Raw genomic sequence first — 22789 nt, forward strand, 5'->3', positions numbered from 1 at the left:
ATTTTTTTGATTGGAGAAACGAATGCCTGCTCCGATTGGCCTTCTCGCCGGAACGGCGTCGCTGACGATCAACGGCACGACGTACATGCTCCGGGGCGACTTCAAATACAAGGTCGCCAGCAAAAAGCGCTCCTCCATCTCCGGCATGGATGCCGTGCACGGATACAAGGAAGAGGTTTCGCCGCCGTATATCGCTTTCAACTTGAGCGATTGGGGCGGTATGACCGTGGCCGATATCGCGAACATGACGGACGTGAGCTGCGTTGCGCAGCTGGCGAACGGCAAGACGATCATCGGCCGCGATATGTGGACCGTCGAAGAGCAGGAAGTGGATTCGACGGAAGCGAAATTCGACGTGCGCCTCGAGGGTCCGATGGGCAGCGTCACCGAAAGCCTCCCGAGCTGAACATGGACGACATCAAGATTCTCCGCCTCCGCAAGCCGATCACGCTGAAGGGCGACTCGGTCACCTACGACGCCCTCACGTTGCGCGAACCGACCGTCGACGAGCTCGATCGCAGCGCGAATACGGAGGGCTCGGCGTATGCCGTCAATGCGGCCCTCATCGCGATGGTCGCGGCCGTTCCTCTGCCGGTGGCCCGGCAGCTGCCGAAGACGGAATACGAGGAGGCGGTCGCGTTCCTGTCGGGTTTTACCTGGCAGCCCCCGCAGTCTGGCAGCAGCGCGGGGAACGGCTCGCCGACCTCACCTGGTTCTGGCGCTGGGGACCCCGCGACGCGGGCGGCCTGAAGCTGCGGGAATTCCAGTACTGGTGTGACCAAGCAACGCGCCTCAAAGAGGCCATAGGATCGTAATGGCGAACGTCTTTCGGTTGACGATCACTGCCGTCGACAACGCGACGGCAGTTGCGAAGAAGGTCAATTCGACCATCGCACAGATCACGAAGCCGATCGCCGATGTGCGCGCGTCTGTCGCCGCATTCTCGAAAGAGACGGGGATGGACCGACTCGGCCGCTCGATCCAGAAAGTCGGGATCGCGGCGACTGAGTCGGCGAGGCGCGTTGCATCGATTGCCCCTCCGATCGCAGCGCTCACCAGTATCGGCACGATCGCGGGTGTGGTCGCTCTGGCAACGAGCTGGGGGCGCAACGCGGTGCAGATCGCCAATACCGCATCCGTGATCGGGATCAGCACGACGCAATTGCAGCGGTATCAGGGTGCGGCGCGCATCGCAGGGCTCTCGAGCGATGCGATGACGAATGGCCTGAAGTCGGTCGGCAATGCCTTCGAGGACGCATCCGCCGGCCGTGACAACTTCGTGGCAGGTGTGCTCGCTGACAAGGGGATCGGCATCCATCGGCTCCGCGATGGATCGATCGATACAGCGCGGGCGCTTCGCGACGTCGCGGACGCGGCGGCGAAGATCCAGAACTCGCAAGCCCGCGGAAAATTTTTGGAGATTTTCGGTCTTGGCGATCTCAATCCGATGCTGTCGAAAGGCGGCGCGGCTCTTGATTCGTTCCTGGCGCGTTATGACCAGCTTAACGCGATCATGTCGCCGGAACAGATCGCGCAGGGGCAGCGGTACAACGAAGAAATGATCGCTCTCGACGCCAGCGTCGACCGGCTGAAGAATTCTGTCGGCGCTGCGCTCGCGCCAGCCTTGACACAGGTGGCAGATGCGATGATTCCGATCGCGAACGAGTACGGACCGAAGATCGCGCATTGGATTGAATCGATCGATTGGGGAAAGGTGGCGAACGATACGGAGCAGTTCGTCGACAAGCTCGGGGGCGTTAAAGCGGTCGCAGCAGCAGTTGCCGGAATCACGTTCGCTGCTCCTATCGCAGGCATCGTCAGCATCATTGCGAACCTCACGAGACTCACCACTTTCGTGATTCCGGCAGCGGTATCGGCATTGTCTAGCTTGGGCGCTGCTCCGGTCGCTGCGGCTGGTGCTGGCGCCGTCGCAGGATGGGGCATAGGGAAAGTTCTGCGACCGTTCTATGACGAATACGTCCGAAAGATAACCGGAGGTGACCGGTGGTCGCTCAACGACTACCTGACGGGCACGCATCGTCTGCAGTTGAGCGCGACCGGAGGATACACGCAGGAAGAGCTTGACAGCGTCAAGGATGGCGGCGGAGCGAAGTTGACCCCGAACAGACCGCGAACCACTGCGCCCGCAGTGCCAAGCAGCACGAGTGTGCCCGACGTGTCGACGAGTGTGGCGGACGCATCGGCGACTGGTCGGGGCGGCCGTATGCCGCTGGGCATCCGTACCAACAATCCGCTGAACCTTCTAACGAACGGGCGGCAGCGCGTATATGCGACGCCGGAAGAGGGGCTTGCCGCAGCAGCTTCGAACCTTGTCCGGAACTACAAAGGTCTGTCGATCGCCCAGATTCAGGATAAGTGGACGGGCGGCGCGCGCACCGGTAATACGCCGCAGCAGATCGCGAACTACCGCGCCATCATGACGGCGGCATCTGGCCTCAAGGCAAACGACGTACCGGACCTGTCCAACCCGAGCATGGTCGCGCGACTGATGGTCGGCATGATCCGAGCCGAGAACGGCATGCAACCGTACTCGCCACAGCAGATTGCCGATTCCGCGCTGAAGGGCATGGCCGGCCGGGTCACCGCGCCGGTATCTGCACCCGATTCGATGTTCGCGGCCACGCCGGCGGCGCAACAAACCGATACACCAGCCGTTCAGCCGGCAATCGGTGGAAAAGTGATCGTCGACGTGAACTTCAACGGTGCACCGAAGGGCACGTCCACGCGCGTACGCACGCAAGGGAATGTGGAAGCGTCCGCAAAAATCGGCCACTCGGGGCTGCTTGGAGCGCCAGTATGAGCCTCAGCAACCTGGTCAGTCTCGCCGGAAGCATTGGCGGCGTCGCGCGAGCAGCGAGCGATCTTGCGTCAATTCTCACCGGGCCGCTCGCGGGTTCGTGGTGGGGGGCACTGCGTCAGGCGTCGTACGGCGGTGTTCCGTTTGCAGTGGTTGCCACGAATACTCGCTTCGGCACGCGCAACGTTGTCCATGAATACCCATTCAGGGATGACGCGTGGGTAGAGGAAATCGGCAAGCTTCCGCGGCGGTTCGAAATCATCGGGTTCCTGGTCGAAGACAGCCATGTTTATGGCGGCGGTCCCGTGATCATGCAGCGTGACCGACTCGTGGAAGCGTGCGAGAACGGTGCTCAAACGCTCGTTCATCCGACGTTCGGCCGAATTGATAACGTGGCTTGCCTCGGATCCGAGATCAGCGAGAGCGTCGAGCATGGCCGCGTCATCATGGTGCGGTTCGTGTTTCAAATTCAAGGTGCGCGGATCTATCCGAACACCTTGACGGATACAACGTCGCTGCTCGATTCGGTCGCCGACTCGCTCGGCGTCGAATCGATCCTCGACTTCGCGAAGGATGTCGCTACGGCCGTCAAGACCGGCGCTGCCGCAGTCCAGGCGACGGTCAACACCGTCGTCGGCTGGTATCAGATCGCGCAGAACGACATCAACGATGTCCGGCGATTCTTCAACTCGGTGAGCACCCTTGCGGGGAATTTTGGCCGCTTCTTCGGCGGTGGAAATTCTGGCTTTACCGCCACGAATCGGTCCGCACCGATCGGAACAACGGCAGTGCAACTGCTGCAGAGCGACGCCAACGCACGTCAGGCGGTCCAGGCTGCGGCGAGCGCCCTTTCTGCTGCTGCGGCCCATCCGTCGGACTCGACATCATTCGGGGCTGCCGCACGGGCGTACGTCACGGCGCTACGCGCTACCGCTGCGGATCCTGCCGACGGCATTCGGATGCTGATGAACTTGGCGTCTTATATGCCGAGCCCAGTGTTTGGTACGTCGACGATCAGCCAGGCTATGCAGACGATGCAGTCGAGCACGGCGGCGCTACTCCGTCGCAGCGCACAGGCCGGGCTCGCACGCGCGGTAGCGTCGTGGCAGCCGACGTCGTTTGACGACGCCCAGACGATGATGAAAACCGTCACGCAGCAGTTCGATGCAGAAATCGAGATCGCGGCTGACGCCGGCGACGACAGTTCCTATGCTGCCTTGCGCCAGGTGAGAAATGCGATCGTGGAAGATCTTCAGGCCCGTGGCGGCGGCCTCGCTACGCTGTCGACATTCGAATTCAATGGCAACCTTCCTGCGCTGGTGATCGCGCATCGGATCTACGGCGACGCCTCGCGCGCGGATCAACTCGTGCAGCAAGTGCAACCCGTCAATCCGCTGTTCATGCCCGCGAGTTTCGACGCGCTCTCGAGCTGATTGATGGACGACGATCTGTACTTGAGCGTCGGGGACCAACTGGTCTCCGGGTGGACCGATATTCGGTTGACGCGCGGAATCGAGCGGTGTCCGTCAGATTTCGAGATTGGATTGACGGAGTCGTTTCCGGGCGAACTTGATACCGTAGTGGTTCAAGAGGGTGATCGCTGTCAGATCATGCTTGGCTCGGACCTGGTGCTCACCGGCTACGTGGACGAGTACATACCGTCGATCTCGCCGGAAGGGCACGAGATTCGCGTCACGGGGCGAGGCATGTGCCAGGACCTGGTCGACTGCTCAGCAGCTTGGCCGACGAGCCAGATCAGCGGCACATCGGCGGTCGATATCGCCAAGAAGCTTGCGGATCACTACGGCATCGCAGTGGAATGCGACGTCACGGATCTGATCACGATTCCGCAGTTCAACATTTTCATCGGCGAAACCTCATTTGAGGTGATCGAGCGCGTCAGTCGATACAGTCAGCTGCTCGTCTACGACCAACCCGACGGCAGCCTAAGGCTCGCGCGCGCCGAGGGACAGGTGCAGGCGGCCGGGGGTCTCGCAGAAGGCTTCAACGTCAAAGCAGCATCGATCCGATACTCGGCGCACGAGCGGTTCTCCGCCTACACCGTATTTGCTCAGTCGGTCGCCACGTTCGGCGATACCGGCATTGGTCCGTCAGCGATCGCACAGGCGGTCGACGTTGGGGTGAAACGGGTTCGAGAACGGTACGTTGTCGCCGAGGCAGTCCAGGGTTTTCAGGACCTTGCAAAGTTGCGTGCGAACTGGGAAATGAACCGGCGGATCGGCCGGTCGCGGGCTGTAACGATTTTGACCGACAGCTGGCGAGATGCAGACGGTGTCCTGTGGACGCCGAACACGCTTGTGGAAATCTCGCTGCCGCATTTGAAGCTGCCAAATGAGACATGGCTCATCGGCGAAGTGACGTACCGCCGCAACATTGAAGGTGGTACTACGGCTGAGCTCGCGATCATGGATCCGCGGGCATACAAGCCGGAGCCGATCGCGTTGCAGCCCATGTTTGTCGATGGCGCCACGATCGGTGGGAGGTGATCTTATGGACCGTGGTCTTCTAGATCGCGTTGCACGTCGCATATTGACGATGATCGGTGCGGCTCGTGTGACGACGTTCAACGACAGCGGACCTGTTCAAAAGCTGCAGGTGAGGGTCAACGACCTGGAGACGATCGATAACCTGATGCATCTGTTTCAGTTCGGGTTTTCCTCGGGGCCGCCGCTTGGAACCGACGTGGCGATCGTCTTCATCGGCGGCGATCGAAGCAACGGTGTTGTAGTCGGCAGCAACCATCAAGCCTCTCGGCCGAAGAATCTCGCCGCGGGCGAATCGATGATCTATTCGCAAGACGGAAAGCAGATCTATCTCACTGCGTCCGGGGGCATCGTTGTGAATGCACAGGGCCAGGACGTCGTCGTAAATGGAGCGACGAACGTCACGATCAATGCCTCGGACGAAGTGGTCATGAACACGCCGATTTTGAAGGTGAAGGGCGACATCCTCGACAACTACGAGACAAACGAGCGGACGATGGCCGGCATGCGCGAGGTGTCAAACCTCCATACGCACAAAGTGGTGGACGTTCAGCCCGGCGGCGCCACCATCGAGTCGAACGTCCCGGATCAGCAGCAATGAGCGATTTCAAAATCGTTTGGGACGTCATGAACAGCCGTGGCGACTGGAACATCCTGCCTGGCGATGTTCAGACCGGCGACGATCTTGAGACCGCGCTCCTGTTCAGTCTGTTCTCGGACGCAGAAGCGGCCGCCGACGACGCGATTCCGGATGGCACGACGGATCGACGAGGCTGGTGGGGCGACGATGGAGAGAACGATGGCCTCGGGCCGACGGGTTCGAAACTATGGCTCCTATCCCGAAGAACCTCACCGACTGACACAACGCTACAGGACGCGTACGACTACGTGACGTCGGCTATTCAGTGGTTGATTTCGACGGGCGTCGTAGCGCGCTTTGACGTGGTCGTGCGATGGCTCGACGCGAAGTCGCTGGGCACGACGATCATCGCGTGGCCGCCTGGCGCTGGCGAGCCTCAAACCTACAACTGGGCATGGCCCGGGATGAACTAATGCCGTACTCCAGACCGACGCTAACCGATCTGAAAAAGCAGATTTGGACGGACATCACGACCAGCCTCGGGCTGGTCGTTTCGCTTCTGCAGCGCGCAGTTGTGCGGATCCTCGGGAGCGCGCTGGCCGGCCTCGTCTATGGGCTCTACGGATACCTCGATTGGATTGCCCGCCAAGCCGTGCCATGGACGGCCGTCGACGAACACTTGGCGGCGTGGGGAGCATTGAAGGGCGTCTATCTGAAGGCTGCACAGCCGACGACGATGCAGGTGCAATTTCAGGGTGCTCCCAATACGCCGATCCCCGCCGACATCGGGGTTTCTCGGCAAGCGGATGGATTTGCCTACACGGTGACCGTCGGAGCGACCAGCAATTCGAGCGGGATTGCAGTCGTCACAGTTGCAGCAGTGACCGCGGGGAGCGCCGGGAATTGTGACAATGGGACCGCAATGGTGCTGTCGTCGGCCGTGGCCGGTATCCAATCGAACGGTACGGTTATCGAAACGCTCCAGCAGGGTACCGACGTCGAGTCTCAGTCGGAATTTCAGGGCCGCGTTATGCAGGCCTTTCAGAATCCGGCTCAGGGCGGCGATCAACAAGACTACGTCGAATGGGCTGAAGCGATTGCAGGCGTGACGCGTGCATGGTGCATGCCGAACGGCTTCGGCGCTGGAACGGTCGTCCTCTATTTCATGATGGACGACGCTGAATCGCAGCATGGCGGCTTTCCCCAGGGGACCGACGGCGTGTCCCAATACGACGAGGGGCCCGATGGGTTACCCCGAGGTGTCGTTGCGACGGGAGACCAGCTCACGGTTGCAGACGCGATCGTGACGCAGCAGCCCGTCACTGCGCTGGTGTACGCATGCTCTCCTATCAAGAACGCGCTCGGGTTCACGATATCGGGCATTGCCGACGCCACTGCTCAGGCCTCCGTTATCGATGAGCTTTCTGGGGTGCTGTTCCGCAATGGAAAGCCGAGAGGCACGATCGAATGGTCAGACCTCACAGGCGCAATCAACGCGGTGCCTGGCACGAGCGGATACCTGATCACGGGCGTATCCAGCACCGTGAATGGCGTGACTGTCGCGCTTCCCACCAACGCAAATATCACGATGAGCGCTGGCCAGCTTCCAGTCCTCGGCGCAGTCACCTTCGTTTGACGTATGCGAGCTCCCAACTACACGGCCGCGGACTTCCTGCGGGCGCTCCAGTCGTTGCTCCCGCGCGGCCGAGTCTGGCCACGTGATCCTGACGCGAACCAAACGAAGGTTCTTTCCGGTTTCACGCCGTGTTTTGAGCAGCTAGCCGGGCGTGCTGCGAATCTACTGACCGACGCGTTTCCGGGAACGACATACGAACTGCTGCCTGAATGGGAAGCAACGCTCGGTCTGCCGGATCCCTGTGCCGGTGAAGCGCCCACGACCGAACAGCGCGTCGCTCAAGTGGTTGAGCGGTTGGTCGCGACGGGCGGTCAGTCGATTCCCTATTTCAAGGCTGTCGCGAAGGCGCTCGGTTACGAAATCACAACCACGCAATACGTACCGGCTCAGTTCGGCATGCGGTTCGGTGCGCCGTTCGGAGGAAATGACTGGGCGTTCGCATGGCAGGTGAATGCCCCGACTTTTTCCGTGAGTCATTTGACCTTCGGCGGTTCATTCGGCACGCCGTTCGCGAACTGGGGAAACAACGTCTTGCAATGCGAGCTTCAGCGCATCGCGCCAGCTCACACGATTCTCAATTTCTCTTATTCGGACTGAGCGAACATGGATCGACTCATTGCTGCAAATTCGGTACCGATGGCGCAGGCGGACACCGCACCGCTCACGGGTACTCCGCAGGGTGCAACGGATGGGAATCCGGCTGCCAACATCCCGGCAACGCGTTGGCCATCCTATCAGTACAACGCCATCCAGGAAGAGCTGATCGGGGTTCTCACGGCAGCGGGAATCAGCCCGGATCGGACCAACAATTCGCAGATCGCCTCCGCGATCAAGCGACTCGTGCAGAAGACCGTCGTTCTCAACGACACGGGCGTTGCCAATAGCTATACGGCCACCAACACGCCACCTCTGACGGTGTCGACATGGGTGGACGGGACGGTGCAACAGATCAAGATCGCAAACGCCAATACTGGCGCATCGACCTATGCGCCGGACGGCCTGACTGCGCTACCGATCTATGGTCTCGGACTCCAACCGCTGCAAGGGGGCGAGCTGGCGGCCGGTGGCACGGCAGTGTTGATGCGCGCGACGATCGCTGGCGTGAACAGTGGCAATCCGATATGCGTGCTGATGGAATGCGCCGGCGGCGCGCAACAGGTCGCTCCCGGTGCGAAGAGCCAGCATGCTGTTCAGGTGGCACAGCTCTTCGGCGGTTTGAAGGGTATCGGCCGTTGGGCTGGCGCTGGCACGTACCAGTGGACTGTGCCGGCAAATGTGACAACGGTGTATGCCTCCGGAACGGCGCCGGGGGGCGGCGGTGGTGCGGGCGGTTCCGGTACGGTCGCCAGCTCCCCCGCGATTGCCGGCGGCGGCGGCGGTGGTGGCGCTGGTCAATCGATTGTTCGCCAGCCATATACGGTTGTCCCGGGCTCGACTGTAACGATCACAATCGGCACGCCGGGTAGCGGTGGGACAGCCGTTACGACGGGCAACGGCAGCCCGGGAGGGACAGCTGGGAACCTCGTGATCAGCGGCTCCGGGTTTAACGGTGGAACGCCTGTCACGCTGACTGGTGGTAGCGGCGGCGGCGGGGGAAGCGCGGTTCAAACTTCCAGCGGCGGCGCGGCGACTGGTGGCGGCGCCGGTAGTGGTTATCCGGCTGGCAGTTACGGCAATGACACGTCTGCGGGCTACGCGTCCGGCAGCGGCGGCACCGGTGCGTCTGGTCCGTTCGGAGGCGGTGGTGGTGCCGCACGCACTTCGACTGCCGGCAGTCTCGCCGGGGGTAACGCATACGGTTATGGCGCCGGAGGCGGTGGTGGTTCGGGTGTTTACAGCTCCAACGCCGGCAACGGCGGTGGCGGCGGAAGTGGCGCTCCCGGCTTTATGACCTTCGAATGGTGATCCCTCATGAAACAGGCTCTCTACGATACGGCAAGCGGTGCAGTGCTCCAGTGGCAGGACACGAGTGAATTCAGTTACGCAGATCCGACAACCGGACAAGCGTTACTCGAACTTCCGGACTCGTTCGATTTCCCCGATCTTCCGCAGTGGGTTGTCTCGGGAAAGCTGTCGCCTACCAATCCCGACCCGCAAGCCAGTGCACGGCAACTCGCGGCAGCCCAAGATTCGCAGACTGCGACGCTGCGGAGCGCTTGCGCAGCAGCGATCATGTCCGGATTTTCGTCGAATGCGCTCGGGGAGGTTCACGGTTATCCGAGCGCGCTGACCGATCAGATCAATCAAAACGCAATCGCGCAGTGCGCGGCTGGAGGCTTGCTCTGGTGCGCAACAGGCGCAACGTGGGCCCTTGTGCCGCACACGCAAGCGCAAGCGCAAGCGGTTATCGCGAGTTTCGTGACGTGGCTCAACGACTGTCAGCAACAGCTCGCATCGCTGATCGAACGGGTCAATGCCGCCGCTTCAGTCGACGCTGTCGGCGAGATCACCTGGACAGATCCGAGCCGGTAGAAGCGGGGGACCTTTTCGACAAGAATTGCTTGAACGATCGCAACGGCTGAGTAACACGCCAGCTAGTCGAATCTAGCAGAGCATGTTTTTCATTCTCCAGCTGCTTCGTACGAGCTAAGCAGTCTGAAAGAGCTTCTTTGAGTTTGTCGAGTTCGGTCTGTAACGAATCACGTTGCGATTTCAGAGAATCGAGTTCAGCTCGCTGTCGAGTTTCCTCAGCCTCGACTGCGATGCGCGCTTCCTCGGCTTGTTTTTGCGTCACCTCGGCTTCTTTCCGAATGGACCGTTCGAGTGTGGCGAGTCGTGTCAGCAAATCGTCGCGGTCAAATCCAGCGACGAGGTTCGGGAATCGGAACATGACGATGTGCTCGTAGCCGACACCATATGCTTCGCTTTCCGAAGTCAGATCGACGTAACGCGCTCCATCGATTGCAAATACGTACGGAAAGATTTTGAGCAGGCGATCGCGAAATTCGGGGTAAGTGACTCGCCGGAACATGTTCAGACAAAAGTGATTCATTTCCAGAATCACCCGTGGCTTGAATCGCTGCAATGTGTCTAGCGCGCCTTCAAATACATCTAGTTCAAATCCCTCGACGTCGATTTTTATGAAGTCGACTCGATCCAGTCCAAGCGACGGGAATGCATCGTCCAGTCTACGAACCGGCACGTCGACCTGGAAGTAGCCTGCATTGCCGATATGAAACTGGTTGGCTATGAAGGCTCCCGAAGAGTCGCCTTCGGCACCCTGCATCGGCAGAGTGCCGGGCACTTTACCGAGCGCGAAGTTATGAATTGCTACGTTGGGAACGGCACCGGCGTTTTTGGACAAATATGCGAAGGTGCGCGGCACCGGTTCGAAGGCAGCAACTCGTCCGTTCCCGACGATCTCTGAGAGCGCCAGGGCAGTGCAGCCGATATTCGCGCCGATATCGAGTGCCCGATTCCCCTGATCGCACATGGCCTCAAGCATCGACACAAGATGTGGCTCAAACCGATCGGTTAGCTTCGAAAAGTAATGGTCACTTTCGTTGCCTTCGATAGTCCACTGTCTATCGCCGATGCGAATGCTGCGCTCCATAGGTCTCTCCATTTAGAAATTAATTTGTGGAATGCTGCTGAAGCCAGTAGGGAAGTATAACCGCAACGCCAATAGCCGCCGCCTTCGGGCGGCTTTTTCGTTTACGGGGGACAAATGACCGACAACGCATCGGCGCGAGCGCGCGTCGAAGAGCGACTTCGCGCGGGGGATCGTCGCTTCTCGAAATTGGAACGCCGCATTGACGAGAGCGATCAGCAGGTGAAGGCCCACCTGCAGCAGCAGGATGAGCACCTCCAGCGTCAGGACGAAAAGATCGATTCGATCGTGGAAGCCGTATCGACGATCCAGATGAATACGCAATCGATGGTCGACACATGGGAGGGCGGCGCGCGAGTCGTGCGCGCCCTGTGTCGCCTGGCCGATGCGTGGAGATTCCTTGTCCGGCACGTCGCTATTCCGACCGTCGCGTTTGGCACGGTCGGGGTGATCGTTTTCCGCTACATGCGACACGAGCCCATTCCCGATTGGGCAAACGCGGTCGTAAAGCTGCTTCTCGGATGACCATGACCCCCCAAATCCTCTCTGCGGCACTGCAGATCCCGCTCGCACGGGCATCGTCGTGGGCGGATCCTCTGTCGGCGGCCATGGCGCTGTACGGGATCGATTCTCCAGCTCGGCAGGCTGCCTTTCTCGCCCAGTGCGGGCACGAATCGGGCCGCTTTCAGTGGCTACGCGAGATCTGGGGGCCGACGCAAACACAGCTCTCGTACGAGCCGCCGACCGCCAAGGCGAAAGCGCTGGGCAACACGCAACCCGGCGATGGCTTCCGGTACCGCGCCGGTGGCCTGATCGGCATCACCGGTCGTTACAACTTCCGCGTGATGGGGCAGAAGATCGGCGTCGATCTCGAAGGCAACCCGGATCTGATCACGCAGCCGAGCATTGCGGCACTAGCGTCGGCTCAATTCTGGACTGACAACGCCCTGAACGCCTTCGCTGACGCCGGCGATTTCCTGTCGATCAGCCGCGCGATCAACCTCGGCAATCCTCGATCGGCCGCAACGCCGAACGGGATGCTCGACCGCCAAGCGCTCTGGAAGACATGCAAGGCGGCGCTCGGCGTCCCCGCATAACGACCGGCGCAATCGCGCCGTTTCTCGCCGCATTGCGGCTCATCTTGGAGATTCCCTCATGACTCGTGCAACTTGGATGAAGTTCGCCGCCGGCGTCTTGCTGTTCGGTGCTTGGCTCGGCCTCGTGCTCGCGCAGATCGCCCCGCCTGCGCCCTTGATCGATGCCATTGGCTACGCTCTGGTTGGCCTCGGCATCTATCACGCCGCAGCGGCAGACGGGCAGTTGGGGCTGAAGTTCGTTTCGGGGCTGATGCTGTTCGGAGCGTGGCTCGCACTGGTTGTCGTGCACCTGGCGCCGGCCGCGGGATTGATCGATGCCATCGGGTACACCCTCGCGGGCCTCGGCATTTACCAGGCCAAGGGGATCGTGCCTCTGCCGGTGCGCACGTTCACTCCCATCAGTTCGGCGGTCAATGTTGCGCTCGGCTCGGATCCGAGTGGCGGCCGCGCCGGCGCATCGGCTGATGCGCGGGTACCGGACGATGCGAGCTCCGACGCCAGCTCCGCAGCGAGTGCGGTCGGACAAACACCTGCCGATCCGATCGCTGGATACCAGCCGGTCAAAGGCGATTTGCCGCCACCTCCGGCGCCCGTCGCTCAGGCACCTGCGCAGGGCGCGCTGTGATGCGCGCCCTAGTGCTCGGTGCGATATGCCTCGCGCTGGCCGGTTGCGATTCGCTCCGCTACGCCGGCATCGCGCGCTACGAAGTGTCGCCGCTTACCGATTCGTCCGGCATTCCCACCGGCTGTTGCGTGCTGCGCGTCTGGAACGGCAAGCAGATGGCCACCGTCGAGGCGACGTTCACGCACGAATCGGACAACAGCTATTCCATCTCGCTCCGCGAAACCGATGTTGAAGCGTTCGCAGGGCAAGCCACCGCCGCATCTGCGGCGTCCGATGTCGTCGGCGCGGCAACTTCCGCCGCGGTGACGGCGCTCAAGACCCTCAAGTAAGGAACTTCCATGAAGCGTTTTTCGATGCTGCTTGCGGCAGGCATTGCCGCGTCCATCGCGCTGCTCGGCGCGTGCTCGTCGCTTTCCGTGCAGACGCCGGCGCAGGTTGCGGCGAAGGTCTGCCCGCTGCTTCAGTCCGAAATCGGGACGCTCTCGCAGGCCGGCATATTCACCGGCGGCGCTGGGGTCACACTGAATGAAAAGATCGCGCCGGACGTCGATGCCGCGTGCGCTGCCGGCGCCACGGTCACGCAGGTGAACGTTCAATCGATCTCGTCGGCTGTCGCGCCGTTGCTTCTCTCGATCGTCAAGACGTCCAACCTGTCGCAAGCCGATCAGGTCAAGGCGGTGCTGGCGATCGGCACGATCAAAGGCATGATCGACGTGGCCTTCCCGCCGGCCGTCACGACGGTGCCGGCCGCCTCGTCGCCGCTCGCGGGGAGCGCGATTCAGTGAAGCCGATCCGCGTCGCACTGAGCGGCAGCGGCTTTCGCCTCGGCGCGCATCTCGGCGCGCTGCAGGCGATCGTCGATGCCGGTTACACGATCGTGGAGCTCGCTGGCACATCCGGAGGTTCGATCGTCGCGAGCCTGTACGCGAGCGGTATGCAGCTGGACGTTATGCGACAGATGCTGATGGAACTGGACTGGTCGCGCATGATGCGCTTTTCGCCGTGGGCGCTGCTCCGCCATCAGGCGCTATGCAGTGGCGACGCGCTGCTGGATTACCTCGGGACCATGACGAAGGGCAAGACGTTCGCAGAAATCGATGTAGACCTGAAGGTCATCGCGGCTGATCTGCTGACGGAGCAGGAGTTTCAGTTCTCGAAGGCTGCAACCCCCGATGTCCCGGTCGCGCTCGCGGCGCGCGCGAGCGCTTCGATACCGATCGTATTTGCACCTGTGGCCGTCGCCGGCGGTTTGATGGTGGATGGCGGGACCTGCGACAACATGCCCGTGAGCGATCTGACTGTCGACGCGGTGCCGCGGGTCGGCATCTATCTCGCGTCAGACGACGATCCGCTGCCGCCTGCATCCTATGGGCTCGCGACGCTTGCACCGCGCATCATCGACCTCATGCTCGCGGCATCGCTTCGCTCGAGGCTCGAGCTCGACGTGGTCAACGGTGCCACTATCGTCCGCGTGCCGACTGGATATGCCAGTTCGTTCGATCGGCACATGGCGCTCTCGACGCGGCAACGGCTATACGACGACGGCTACGACGTGACCACGGCAGCACTTCAATCCCTTCAGTCGTCCGCAGCCTTCAGCCAGGCCACCTCGCGAGGCGTCACGGCCTAGCCGCGACGACTGCGCCGCACCGGACCGGAGCCGAAAAGCGGTCGGTCGTGATCCTGCACCTTAATGACCGGGAGAAATGGCTCATGACGTCGAACGTCGAGGCTGCGCGCGCGATGCAGCGTCAGATCGATAAGTCGGGTCATGCAGACGGCGCGCCGACGGCAAATTTTTGGAGAAGGGGGATTTTTAAATTTGGAGACGGTTTGCGGCGGTTTTGCGAACCGGCCGCAAACCGTTATGCGGCGGGGGTGTTCGTGGTCGGAGCGATAGGATTCGAACCTACGACCCTCTGATCCCAAATCAGATGCGCTACCAGGCTGCGCTACGCTCCGACGAGCCAAAGATCATATCGTCTAATCGGTGACGGAGTCAATCACGTTATGCATATGATGCGATGTGCGTGACCCCGAACCGGCCGCGATTGGCGACAATTTGCATGGCGATCGCGGGGCACGTACGTGTGGCCGGATCGTCGCCAACGCATGGAGGAAATCATGATGAACCTGATCCTGTGGCGTCACGCCGAAGCCGAAGACTACGCGGCAAGCGACGTCGCGCGCCAGTTGACCGCCCGCGGGCGCAAGGAAGCGCAGGCCATGGCCAAATGGCTGCGCAGCCGGCTCGAATCGAGCAGCATGATCCTCGCGAGCCCGGCGGCACGCACGGTGCAGACGGTCGAGGCGCTGACCGACCAGTACCGCACGATCGATTCGCTCGCGCCGGGCGGCAGCGTCGACGACGTGCTCACGGCGGCCGGCTGGCCGGACGGCATCGCGCCGACGGTCGTGATCGTCGGCCATCAGCCGACGCTCGGCAGCGTCGCCGCGCAGCTGATCGCGGGTAGCGACGACAGCTGGAGCGTCAAAAAGGGCGGCATCGTATGGCTCGCGAGCCGCACGCGCGACGGCAGCCGTCAGGCTGTACTGCGCGCGGTGTTGACTCCGGACCTCGTGTAAAGGGGTTGAAGGCATTCGTCATACGGTTTCGCAAGCTTTCTGCTAAAGTCAGTTCGGCGACACGTCATTGAAAGGACACGGTCGTGCCACAGAACGGTAACGGCTGATTACTACATTGCTGGCATGTCGTCCTCTTCCTTACGACCAGGAAAGCCTAATGCGAGAACTGCCGACGCCTACGCTCCCTTTTGCCTCGCTTCCCCTCGACACGACGCGGCGCCACCTGCCGCGCGCTGCTGAAACCGTCACATCCGAATACCGTCTGCGCGCCGCCTGGGCGCGCACCGAAGATGAATTGCGCGAAGCCCAGCGTCTGCGTTACAGCGTGTTCGCCGAAGAGATGGGCGCGCAGGTCAGCGGACCGTCCGGTCTCGACGTGGATCCGTTCGATGCCTATTGCGACCACCTGCTGGTGCGCGATCTCGATACGCTGAAGGTCGTCGGCACGTACCGCGTGCTGCCGCCGCACCAGGCCGCGCGTGTCGGCCGTCTGTACGCGGAAGGCGAATTCGATCTGTCGCGCCTCACGCACCTGCGCGGCAAGATGGTCGAGGTCGGTCGCTCGTGCGTGCACAGCGACTACCGCAGCGGCGCCGTGATCATGGCGCTGTGGGGCGGTCTCGGCGCCTACATGATGCAGAACGGCTACGAGACGATGCTCGGCTGCGCGAGCGTGTCGATGGCCGATGGCGGCCACTATGCGGCGAACCTGTATCAGTCGTTGTCGGCCGGTTCGCTGACGGCGCCGGAATACCGCGCGTTCCCGCATACGGCGTTGCCGGTCGACGAACTGCAGACGGGCACGGTCGTCGCGCCGCCGCCGCTGATCAAGGGCTATCTGCGCCTCGGCGCGAAGATTTGTGGCGCTCCGGCCTGGGATCCCGACTTCAATTGCGCCGATTTCCTCACGCTGTTCCGTCTGTCGGACATCAACGCACGCTACGCCCGGCACTTCCTGGGCTGAGCATCCTCCGGATCGCGGGGCGCCCGCCATGGGCGCGCGCAAGCGAACGCCGCCGCCCGGCCGTCTGCCACGCGACGGCGTTCGGCCATTCGGACGATGCCACGGTATCGAACCCCGTTAATTCGGGCGGTACGCCGCTCTCCAGCGCGCCCGGGCGGGTGCGTCAGCAGGCGGGCCGCACGTGCGGCGGCCCGTACGACGGCGCGGCTTGCTAGTGCTTGCGCCGCCAGTCGAGCAGATGGTGTTCCGCCATCCAGTGATGGATCATCCCTTCGCCCCCATGGCTGCGCTTGTATTCGCGCGACTCGAAGTAGGACAGGGCGACGAGCACCATCAGGCCGATGAACAGGCCGATCAGGCCAGCGATTTCTTCAGACGTCATGGCAGCCTCCTTTCAACGGCACAGCGCCATGCGTACATGGTAGAACATGTGCGGGACGACCTCTAACCCGGAATTCCGCTAGACTCGGCCCGGTTCTGGCGCGCGATGGGCGCGCCGTTTTCCGGAGCGTTTTCGATGACCCGTTTCATGCTCGCCGTGCTGGCCGCATCCATTCTTGCCGGCTGCAGCAGCGATCCCCGTGACGCCCGTCGCGGCCATCCGCCGCAAGACCCGGCCGACTATCACGGCGTGCCGACCGACATGACGCCGCCGTCGATGCTTGGCGAGCCGGGTTCGGCGCCCCCCGCGAAATAACGGTCGGCGGCGCGGCGCGTCACGCGCCGGCAGCAGGTGCGTCGGCGCCGATCCGGCGCATCAGCGCGGGCAGGTAGCGTGCGAGCGTCGCGCCGCGCGCGACCATGAAGAGCAGCAGTGCGAACCACAGCCCGTGATTGCCGAACGGGCCGACGGCGGCCAGCGTGGCGGCAATGAAGATCGCGAACGACGCGATCATCGCGCGCATCAGCGATTGCGTCTGCGTCGCGCCGATGAACACGCCGTCGAGCAGGAATCCCCACACGGATACGATCGGCGAGATCGCTGCCCACGGCAGGTATTGCAGCGCGACCGCGCGGATCCCGGCCTGATCGGTCAGCTGCGCGACGATCCAGCCGCCGGCCGCCCAATAGACCAGTGCGAACAGCAGCGCGCCGAGCACGGACCACAGCAGCGTGACACGCACGGCCTGCCGGAATGCGGTGCGATCGCGCGCACCCGCAGCCGCGCCGACGAGCGCTTCGGCCGCGTGCGCGAAGCCGTCGAGCCCGTACGCCATGAAGGTCTGGAAATTCAACAGCAGTGCGTTGGCGGCGAGCGTCGCATCGCCCTGTTTCGCGCCGAGGTGGGCGAACCAGCCGAACGCGCCGAGCAGGCACAGCGTGCGCAGGAAGATATCGCGATTGAGCACGATCAGTCGCGTGAGCGCCGCGCGGTCGACCAGTTCACGCGCGGCGAGCGGCGCCAGCCCGCGCGGCCGCAGCCGCCACAACATCCAGGCACCGAGCGCGAAGCCGCAGGCGTCCGCGGTGGCGGTCGCCGCGCCGATTCCGCTGATACCCCAGTCGAAGCCGTACACGTACAGCAGCACCGCGCCGATGTTTACCGCGTTGATGAAGACCTGTGCGACGAGCGCGAGCCGCACGCGCTGCACGCCGAGCAGATAACCGAGCACGACGTAGTTCGCGAGCGCGAACGGGGCGCTCCAGATGCGGGCGTGACCGTACGCGAGGGCCGTCGCGCGAACCGCGTCGCTGCCGCCCAGTGCGGTCAACGCGAACGACAGCAGCGGCACTTGCAGCGCGAGCACGGCCGCGCCGAGCGCGAACGCGACGATCAGCGCGCGCAGCACGTTCAGGCGGATGCCGGCGGCGTCGCCGGCGCCGTGCGCCTGCGCGACGAGGCCCGTCGTGCCCATGCGCAGGAAGCCGAAGCCCCAGAACACGAAGTTGAAGAACAGCCCGCCGAGCGCGACGCCGCCGAGATATTGCGCACCGTCGAGATGGCCGGCGACTGCCGTGTCGACCGCGCCGAGAATCGGCTGGGTCAGGTTCGCCAGGACGATCGGGAAGGCGAGCGCGAGGACGCGACGGTGCGAGACGGCAACAGACCCGGCAACCGGCCCGGTGCCGGCCCCGTGCGGTAATGCGGATTCGGACATGGCGGACGCGTCAGGCGCGTTCCTGCACGCATACCCATGGCGACACGACGACCGCCCACAACTCCGGATTGCGCGCCGCGTAGTCGGCGGCGGTTTCCGCCGGCATGCGTGCGACGAGGCCGGCGGACAGCCAGCGCGTGACCTGTTCCGAAGCGTCGTCGGCAATCGCTTCCGCGACGCTGACGAGATCGAGGTCGCCCGCGACCGACAGCAGCTTGCCCTGTGCGAAGAAGCGTTCGAGATCGCACCAGTCGATCTTGGCGGTTTCGCCGAGGAGTTTGGCGTAGAGCGGGCTGTGCGACGCACCCGCGGCGGAATCGTGTTGGTGGGAGGACATCGGTTGTTCGTTGGAAAGACTGCGTGGCGCCACTATAAACCATCCGGGCGGCCGGCCGGATGCCCGGCCGCCCGCGGGCCGCTCATGCGTCGCGCAGCGCGCGGCGCACGATCTTGCCGGTCGCGGTCATCGGCAGGCCGTCGACGAACGCGATGGCGCGCGGGTACTCGTGCGCGGCCAGGCGCGTACGCACGTGTGCCTGCAGCGCCTGGACCAGCGCGTCGTCGCCGACATGGCCGGGGTTCAGCACGACGAACGCCTTGACGATCTCGGTGCGCGTCGCATCGGGCACGCCGACCACGGCCGCCATTCGAACCGCCGGATGCGTGAGCAGGCAGTCCTCGATCGGCCCCGGGCCGATCCGGTAACCGGCGCTCGTGATCACGTCGTCGTCGCGGCCGACGAAGCGTATGAACCCGTCGGCGTCGATCGTGCCGGTGTCGCCCGTGAGCAGGTAGTCGCCCGCGAACTTGTCGCGCGTCGCGTCCGGATTGCGCCAGTACTCGAGGAACATCACCGGATCGGGGCGGCGTACCGCGATGCGCCCCTCGACGCCCGGCGGCAGCGGCGTGCCGTGTTCGTCGACGATCGCGACCATGTGGCCGGGCACGGCCTTGCCGATCGCACCGGGCTGCGCGTCGAACAGCGCTGCGCATGACGACAGGACCATGTTGCATTCGGTTTGCCCGTAGAACTCGTTGATCGTGACGCCCAGCGCCTCGCGTCCCCACGCCGTCAGCTCGGTGCCGAGCGATTCCCCGCCGCTCGCGACGGATTTCAGCGATAGCGCGTAGCGCTCGCGCGGCGCCGGCACCGCGCGCATCAGCTTCAGTGCGGTGGGCGGCAGGAATGCGTGGGTCACGCCGTGCCGCGCCATCAGAGCGAACGCGGCCTCGCCGTCGAATTTCTCGAAGCGGCGCGCAAGTACGGGCACGCCGTGATGCCATGACGGCAGCAGCACGTCGAGCAGGCCGCCGATCCATGCCCAGTCGGCGGGCGTCCAGAACAGGCGCGCGTCGCGCGGAAAACATTGCTGCGACATCTCGACGCCGGGCAGGTGGCCGAGCAGTACACGATGCGCGTGCAGCGCGCCTTTCGGCTTGCCGGTTGTTCCGGACGTGTAGATGATCACCGCCGGATCGTCGGCGGCGGTGTCCGCCGGCACGAAATCGGGCGATTCGGCTGCGAGTGCTGCGTCGTAGCGCAGCACGCCCGGCGCGTCGGGCGCATCGTCGCCGATGCAGTAGCATGTGTGCAGTGCCGGCAGTTGTGCGCGCAGCGGCGCGATCTTCGCGTAGCCGGCCGCGTCGGTGACGAGCGCGGCGGCTTCGCTGTTCGCCAGCCGGTATTCGAGTGCATCGACGCCGAACAGCGTGAACAGCGGCACCGCGATCGCGCCGAGCTTGTAGGCGGCGAGGTGGGCGACGGCCGTCTCGAGACCCTGCGCGAGGAAGATGCCGATCCGGTCGCCGCGTCGCAGGCCCGCGCGCGCGAAGCTGTTCGCGAGCCGGTTAGAAGCATTCCTCAGGTCGTCGAACGTGATGCGCGACACGTTGCCTTGCGCCGTTTCGTGGATCAGCGCGAGCCGTCCGCTGCCGTCGGCCCACTTGTCGCAGACTTCCACGCCGATGTTGTAGCGGGCCGGAACGTCCCACGCGAAGCGGGACAGCAGGTCTTCGTAGCGGTCGGCGGCGGGCAGCATCACATGTCTCCTCTGCATCGATCGTCGGATTGCGTCGATGAGTTACATCGGCATTTCACGCGATCGAAGCCACAATGGCGTCTGATAGATAGGGAATGTTCGGACTCGTGCGACGGGGGCTGTTCAGTGCACGATTCCACAATGACGCATAAGATCACGACAAAACAGTAATGTGACCATGGATTTGCTTCTGATAGCTGCGGGGTTCAGCCTGTTCGGAATCGGTGCGCTGGTGGTGTTCGCCAGCCGCGTCGATCCGCTGTCCGGCCGTTTCACCGGCCGTTTGCGCCGGCGCTGACACGACCTTTCCGATCTGTTGCGACGACACGCGATGCGAGCCGGCACCGCATGTCGTCTGTCGCGTGCTCAGCGAGACGGCAGGTAGCGTGCCGGATCGATCGAGCGGCCGCCGTAGCGCAGCTCGAAGTGCAGCGCGACGCGATCGCTGTCGCTGTTGCCCATCTCCGCGATCGTCTGCCCCTGCGTGACCGACTGTCCTTCCTTCACGAGCAGCGCGCGGTTGTGCGCGTAAGCCGTCAGGTAGTCCGAGTTGTGCTTGAGGATGATCAGGTTGCCGTAGCCGCGCAAGCCGTTGCCCGCGTAGACGACCACGCCGGGTGCCGCGGCCATCACCGGCGTGCCCGCCGAGTTCGCGATATCGATGCCCTTGGAGTTCGCGCCGTCGAAGCTGCGCACCACGTTGCCGGCGGCCGGCCAGATCAGCGCGATGCTCGTGGCCGGCTTGACCGCCGATTCGACCGGCGCGGAAGGCGCGGGGCGGCTGCGGCCCGCGCTGCCCGTGCCGGTGGTCGACGCGGTCGTCGTGCCGGGTGGCGGTGCGACGCGCAGCACCTGACCGACCTCGATCGCGTCCGGGTTCGTGATCTGGTTCCAGCGCACGATGTTCTGCATCGACGTGCGGTTCTCGCGCGCGATCTTGTACAGCGTGTCGCCGCGTTCGACGCGATAGAACCCCGGGCCGACGGGGGCGGAGCCGCACGCGACGAGCAGTGCGGCGCAGGCGGCCGCGCAGAGCCGCTTCGTTGTTGTTCCGAACATTGAACCTCGCAAAAACCCTGCCGCGCGCGACGCGGCAGGCAACACAAAACGTCCGATTTTAACGGGTTCGACCCGCGCACCGCAGTTTCGGGCCGGGGCGGTGGCGTCGCGCACCACCGGTCAGGCGCGCGATGTCAGTCGGCGAGCGGCAGCACGCGAATGCGCAACGCGGCCGTTTCGGACGCGCCCGGGGCGAGCATGCGCAGCCCGAGGCCGTTGTGAATCGCGTCCGGCAGGCCGAGCCACGGCTCGACGCAGTAGAAGTCCGATTCCGGCTTTTCCGTCCAGCTCGTGACCGCGTACCACGGGATCGAGCCCGGCACGTCGAGCGCGATCTCGATCGTGCGGCGGCGGCCCGGCATCACGATGCGTACCGGCGTGGACGACGCGCCGTCGAGGCAATGGAAGCGATCGAGGATGTCCGGATCGCCGAGGCTGTACGAGGCTGCGCCGGGCTCGGGGGCGCTGATCGAGCCGTCTGCTTGCTGCAGGCAGCGGCGCGTCGGCGGCAGCTCGAGCGTGGTTTCGTCGCGTTCGCCGTGCGGCAGCGCGAAATAGAAGTGGTGGCCGGCGTAGTACGGCAGCGGCGTGTCGCCGCGATTGGTCGTCGTGAGCGCGACGTCGAGCGTGTGTGCGTCGGCGAGCCGGTAGGTCGCTTCGAAGCGGAAATCGAACGGATAGCTTGCATGCAGCGCGTCGTTCGCATCGAGTGTCATCGATAGCGCGGCGCCGTCGGCCGACGGTTGTGCTGCGAACGGCAGGTCGCGCGCGAAGCCGTGCATCGGCAGGTCGCGGACCACGCCGGCGGCATCGCGCCAGCGGCCGAGTTCGCCGTCGACGCGGTGACGGCCGAGGAACGGGAACAGCAGCGGGTTGCCGCCGCGCACCCGTGCGAGGTTGCGCCAGTCGGCGGTTTCCGGCCAGAAGATGACCGGTTCGCCGTCGACGTGCCACGACAGCAGGCGGCCGCCGAATTGCGGGGCGACCCGAACGAGCGACGGGCCGGCGTGAAGTTCATGAATGTCGTGCTGCTGGAAGATCGGCATGGCGAATCGGAATGAACGGGTGGGCGGGGTGCGCAACGGCGCGCTCCATTATCGGCCGCGAGGCGGTCGGGGAAAACCCTTCTCGGGAAATCGCGAGTTTTTCAGATTGCCGACGGTCTGGATAATGCCTGTAAACCGGTGATGTTGCCGGGTCATGACACTTCTGGAGGCGCCATGGATCTGGCA

At 63.7% G+C, this 22789-nt stretch carries 28 protein-coding genes and 1 tRNA gene; 21 read left to right on the forward strand and 8 right to left on the reverse strand.

Translation table 11 applies throughout. The features are described from left to right. Positions 1 to 22: 22 nt before the first annotated feature. The 11 genes from J7024_RS12575 (at position 23) to J7024_RS12625 (ending at position 10010) form a co-directional block, all read left to right on the forward strand. Entirely contained in the window at positions 23 to 406 is a 384-nt protein-coding gene (locus J7024_RS12575; RefSeq protein ID WP_105763311.1) for a phage tail tube protein, read from the forward strand. A 2-nt stretch (positions 407 to 408) separates the two neighbouring features. Further along, positions 409 to 750, forward strand: coding sequence for a phage tail assembly protein (locus J7024_RS12580; RefSeq protein ID WP_105840546.1), 342 nt, complete (start codon positions 409 to 411; stop codon positions 748 to 750). A 64-nt stretch (positions 751 to 814) separates the two neighbouring features. Next, on the forward strand, positions 815 to 2821 hold the full coding sequence (locus J7024_RS12585; protein WP_207996953.1) for a hypothetical protein: 2007 nt from the start codon (positions 815 to 817) through the stop codon (positions 2819 to 2821). Continuing rightward, positions 2818 to 4251: a DNA circularization protein gene (locus J7024_RS12590; RefSeq protein ID WP_207996952.1), complete on the forward strand. Its 1434-nt coding sequence runs from the start codon at positions 2818 to 2820 to the stop codon at positions 4249 to 4251. Before J7024_RS12585 ends, J7024_RS12590 begins: the two co-directional genes overlap by 4 nt. 3 nt (positions 4252 to 4254) lie before the next feature. After that, on the forward strand, positions 4255 to 5325 hold the full coding sequence (locus J7024_RS12595) for a phage baseplate assembly protein (RefSeq protein ID WP_234745103.1): 1071 nt from the start codon (positions 4255 to 4257) through the stop codon (positions 5323 to 5325). Between the two features lie 4 nt (positions 5326 to 5329). Further along, on the forward strand, positions 5330 to 5923 hold the full coding sequence (locus tag J7024_RS12600; RefSeq protein WP_234745104.1) for a phage baseplate assembly protein V: 594 nt from the start codon (positions 5330 to 5332) through the stop codon (positions 5921 to 5923). After that, on the forward strand, positions 5920 to 6375 hold the full coding sequence (locus J7024_RS12605) for a phage GP46 family protein (RefSeq protein WP_105763317.1): 456 nt from the start codon (positions 5920 to 5922) through the stop codon (positions 6373 to 6375). Before J7024_RS12600 ends, J7024_RS12605 begins: the two co-directional genes overlap by 4 nt. Next, on the forward strand, positions 6375 to 7538 hold the full coding sequence (locus tag J7024_RS12610) for a baseplate J/gp47 family protein (RefSeq protein ID WP_207996950.1): 1164 nt from the start codon (positions 6375 to 6377) through the stop codon (positions 7536 to 7538). The genes J7024_RS12605 and J7024_RS12610 overlap by 1 nt, the downstream gene beginning before the upstream one ends. A 3-nt stretch (positions 7539 to 7541) precedes the next feature. Continuing rightward, entirely contained in the window at positions 7542 to 8135 is a 594-nt protein-coding gene (locus tag J7024_RS12615) for a YmfQ family protein (RefSeq protein ID WP_105763319.1), read from the forward strand. 6 nt (positions 8136 to 8141) lie between these two features. After that, on the forward strand, positions 8142 to 9443 hold the full coding sequence (locus J7024_RS12620) for a hypothetical protein (RefSeq protein ID WP_207996949.1): 1302 nt from the start codon (positions 8142 to 8144) through the stop codon (positions 9441 to 9443). Positions 9444 to 9449: 6 nt separating this feature from the next. Next, positions 9450 to 10010 (forward strand): hypothetical protein, encoded by a 561-nt coding sequence (locus J7024_RS12625; protein ID WP_207996948.1) that lies wholly within the window; start codon positions 9450 to 9452, stop codon positions 10008 to 10010. On the opposite strand, the gene J7024_RS12630 is transcribed toward J7024_RS12625, so the two are convergent. Continuing rightward, complete coding sequence (locus tag J7024_RS12630; protein ID WP_206382700.1) at positions 9985 to 11091, reverse strand: FkbM family methyltransferase; 1107 nt, start codon at positions 11089 to 11091, stop codon at positions 9985 to 9987. The two genes, J7024_RS12625 and J7024_RS12630, sit on opposite strands and share 26 nt — an antisense overlap. Before the next feature lie 114 nt (positions 11092 to 11205). Between J7024_RS12630 and J7024_RS12635 the strand changes: the two genes are divergently transcribed. The 7 genes from J7024_RS12635 to J7024_RS37495 all read left to right on the forward strand — a co-directional run bounded on the left by J7024_RS12635 (position 11206) and on the right by J7024_RS37495 (position 14733). Next, complete coding sequence (locus J7024_RS12635; protein ID WP_105855650.1) at positions 11206 to 11613, forward strand: hypothetical protein; 408 nt, start codon at positions 11206 to 11208, stop codon at positions 11611 to 11613. Between the two features lie 2 nt (positions 11614 to 11615). After that, positions 11616 to 12185 (forward strand): glycoside hydrolase family 19 protein, encoded by a 570-nt coding sequence (locus J7024_RS12640; RefSeq protein WP_105763371.1) that lies wholly within the window; start codon positions 11616 to 11618, stop codon positions 12183 to 12185. A gap of 58 nt (positions 12186 to 12243) precedes the next feature. Beyond that, positions 12244 to 12810, forward strand: coding sequence for a hypothetical protein (locus J7024_RS12645; protein ID WP_207996947.1), 567 nt, complete (start codon positions 12244 to 12246; stop codon positions 12808 to 12810). An 83-nt stretch (positions 12811 to 12893) separates the two neighbouring features. Then, positions 12894 to 13139, forward strand: coding sequence for a hypothetical protein (locus tag J7024_RS12650; protein ID WP_234745105.1), 246 nt, complete (start codon positions 12894 to 12896; stop codon positions 13137 to 13139). Between the two features lie 24 nt (positions 13140 to 13163). Beyond that, positions 13164 to 13595, forward strand: a complete 432-nt coding sequence (locus J7024_RS12655) for a hypothetical protein (protein WP_234745106.1) — start codon at positions 13164 to 13166, stop codon at positions 13593 to 13595. Continuing rightward, entirely contained in the window at positions 13592 to 14440 is an 849-nt protein-coding gene (locus tag J7024_RS37320) for a patatin-like phospholipase family protein (RefSeq protein ID WP_207996945.1), read from the forward strand. Before J7024_RS12655 ends, J7024_RS37320 begins: the two co-directional genes overlap by 4 nt. 83 nt (positions 14441 to 14523) lie before the next feature. Then, complete coding sequence (locus J7024_RS37495; protein ID WP_394853761.1) at positions 14524 to 14733, forward strand: hypothetical protein; 210 nt, start codon at positions 14524 to 14526, stop codon at positions 14731 to 14733. Here J7024_RS37495 and J7024_RS12670 read toward each other — a convergent pair. Further along, positions 14696 to 14772, reverse strand: a tRNA-Pro gene (locus J7024_RS12670). The two genes, J7024_RS37495 and J7024_RS12670, sit on opposite strands and share 38 nt — an antisense overlap. A 162-nt stretch (positions 14773 to 14934) precedes the next feature. On the opposite strand from J7024_RS12670, the gene sixA reads away from it, so the two are divergent. Further along, positions 14935 to 15396: a phosphohistidine phosphatase SixA gene (gene sixA / locus J7024_RS12675; protein WP_124830991.1), complete on the forward strand. Its 462-nt coding sequence runs from the start codon at positions 14935 to 14937 to the stop codon at positions 15394 to 15396. A gap of 157 nt (positions 15397 to 15553) precedes the next feature. Continuing rightward, the gene (locus tag J7024_RS12680; protein WP_096502706.1) at positions 15554 to 16360 is read left to right on the forward strand and encodes a GNAT family N-acetyltransferase; all 807 of its coding nucleotides are present in this window, start codon (positions 15554 to 15556) and stop codon (positions 16358 to 16360) included. 211 nt (positions 16361 to 16571) lie between these two features. On the opposite strand, the gene J7024_RS12685 is transcribed toward J7024_RS12680, so the two are convergent. Next, complete coding sequence (locus J7024_RS12685) at positions 16572 to 16742, reverse strand: hypothetical protein (RefSeq protein ID WP_167357983.1); 171 nt, start codon at positions 16740 to 16742, stop codon at positions 16572 to 16574. Between the two features lie 135 nt (positions 16743 to 16877). Between J7024_RS12685 and J7024_RS12690 the strand changes: the two genes are divergently transcribed. Then, positions 16878 to 17057 carry a hypothetical protein gene (locus J7024_RS12690; protein WP_124830990.1) on the forward strand — a complete coding sequence of 60 codons (180 nt, stop codon included), beginning with the start codon at positions 16878 to 16880 and terminating at the stop codon, positions 17055 to 17057. Between the two features lie 19 nt (positions 17058 to 17076). On the opposite strand, the gene J7024_RS12695 is transcribed toward J7024_RS12690, so the two are convergent. The 5 genes from J7024_RS12695 to J7024_RS12715 all read right to left on the reverse strand — a co-directional run bounded on the left by J7024_RS12695 (position 17077) and on the right by J7024_RS12715 (position 22603). Then, entirely contained in the window at positions 17077 to 18459 is a 1383-nt protein-coding gene (locus J7024_RS12695) for an MATE family efflux transporter (RefSeq protein ID WP_175751201.1), read from the reverse strand. A gap of 10 nt (positions 18460 to 18469) precedes the next feature. Beyond that, positions 18470 to 18796: a DUF2288 domain-containing protein gene (locus J7024_RS12700; RefSeq protein WP_124830988.1), complete on the reverse strand. Its 327-nt coding sequence runs from the start codon at positions 18794 to 18796 to the stop codon at positions 18470 to 18472. A gap of 82 nt (positions 18797 to 18878) precedes the next feature. Continuing rightward, complete coding sequence (locus J7024_RS12705; protein WP_124830987.1) at positions 18879 to 20498, reverse strand: acyl-CoA synthetase; 1620 nt, start codon at positions 20496 to 20498, stop codon at positions 18879 to 18881. A 366-nt stretch (positions 20499 to 20864) separates the two neighbouring features. After that, positions 20865 to 21557 carry a peptidoglycan DD-metalloendopeptidase family protein gene (locus J7024_RS12710; RefSeq protein WP_175751199.1) on the reverse strand — a complete coding sequence of 231 codons (693 nt, stop codon included), beginning with the start codon at positions 21555 to 21557 and terminating at the stop codon, positions 20865 to 20867. 134 nt (positions 21558 to 21691) lie between these two features. Continuing rightward, positions 21692 to 22603, reverse strand: a complete 912-nt coding sequence (locus J7024_RS12715; RefSeq protein WP_124830985.1) for an aldose epimerase family protein — start codon at positions 22601 to 22603, stop codon at positions 21692 to 21694. Positions 22604 to 22789: the final 186 nt, after the last annotated feature.

The organism is Burkholderia sp. WTPI3 (assembly GCF_021483755.1).
Lineage (GTDB): Bacteria > Pseudomonadota > Gammaproteobacteria > Burkholderiales > Burkholderiaceae > Burkholderia.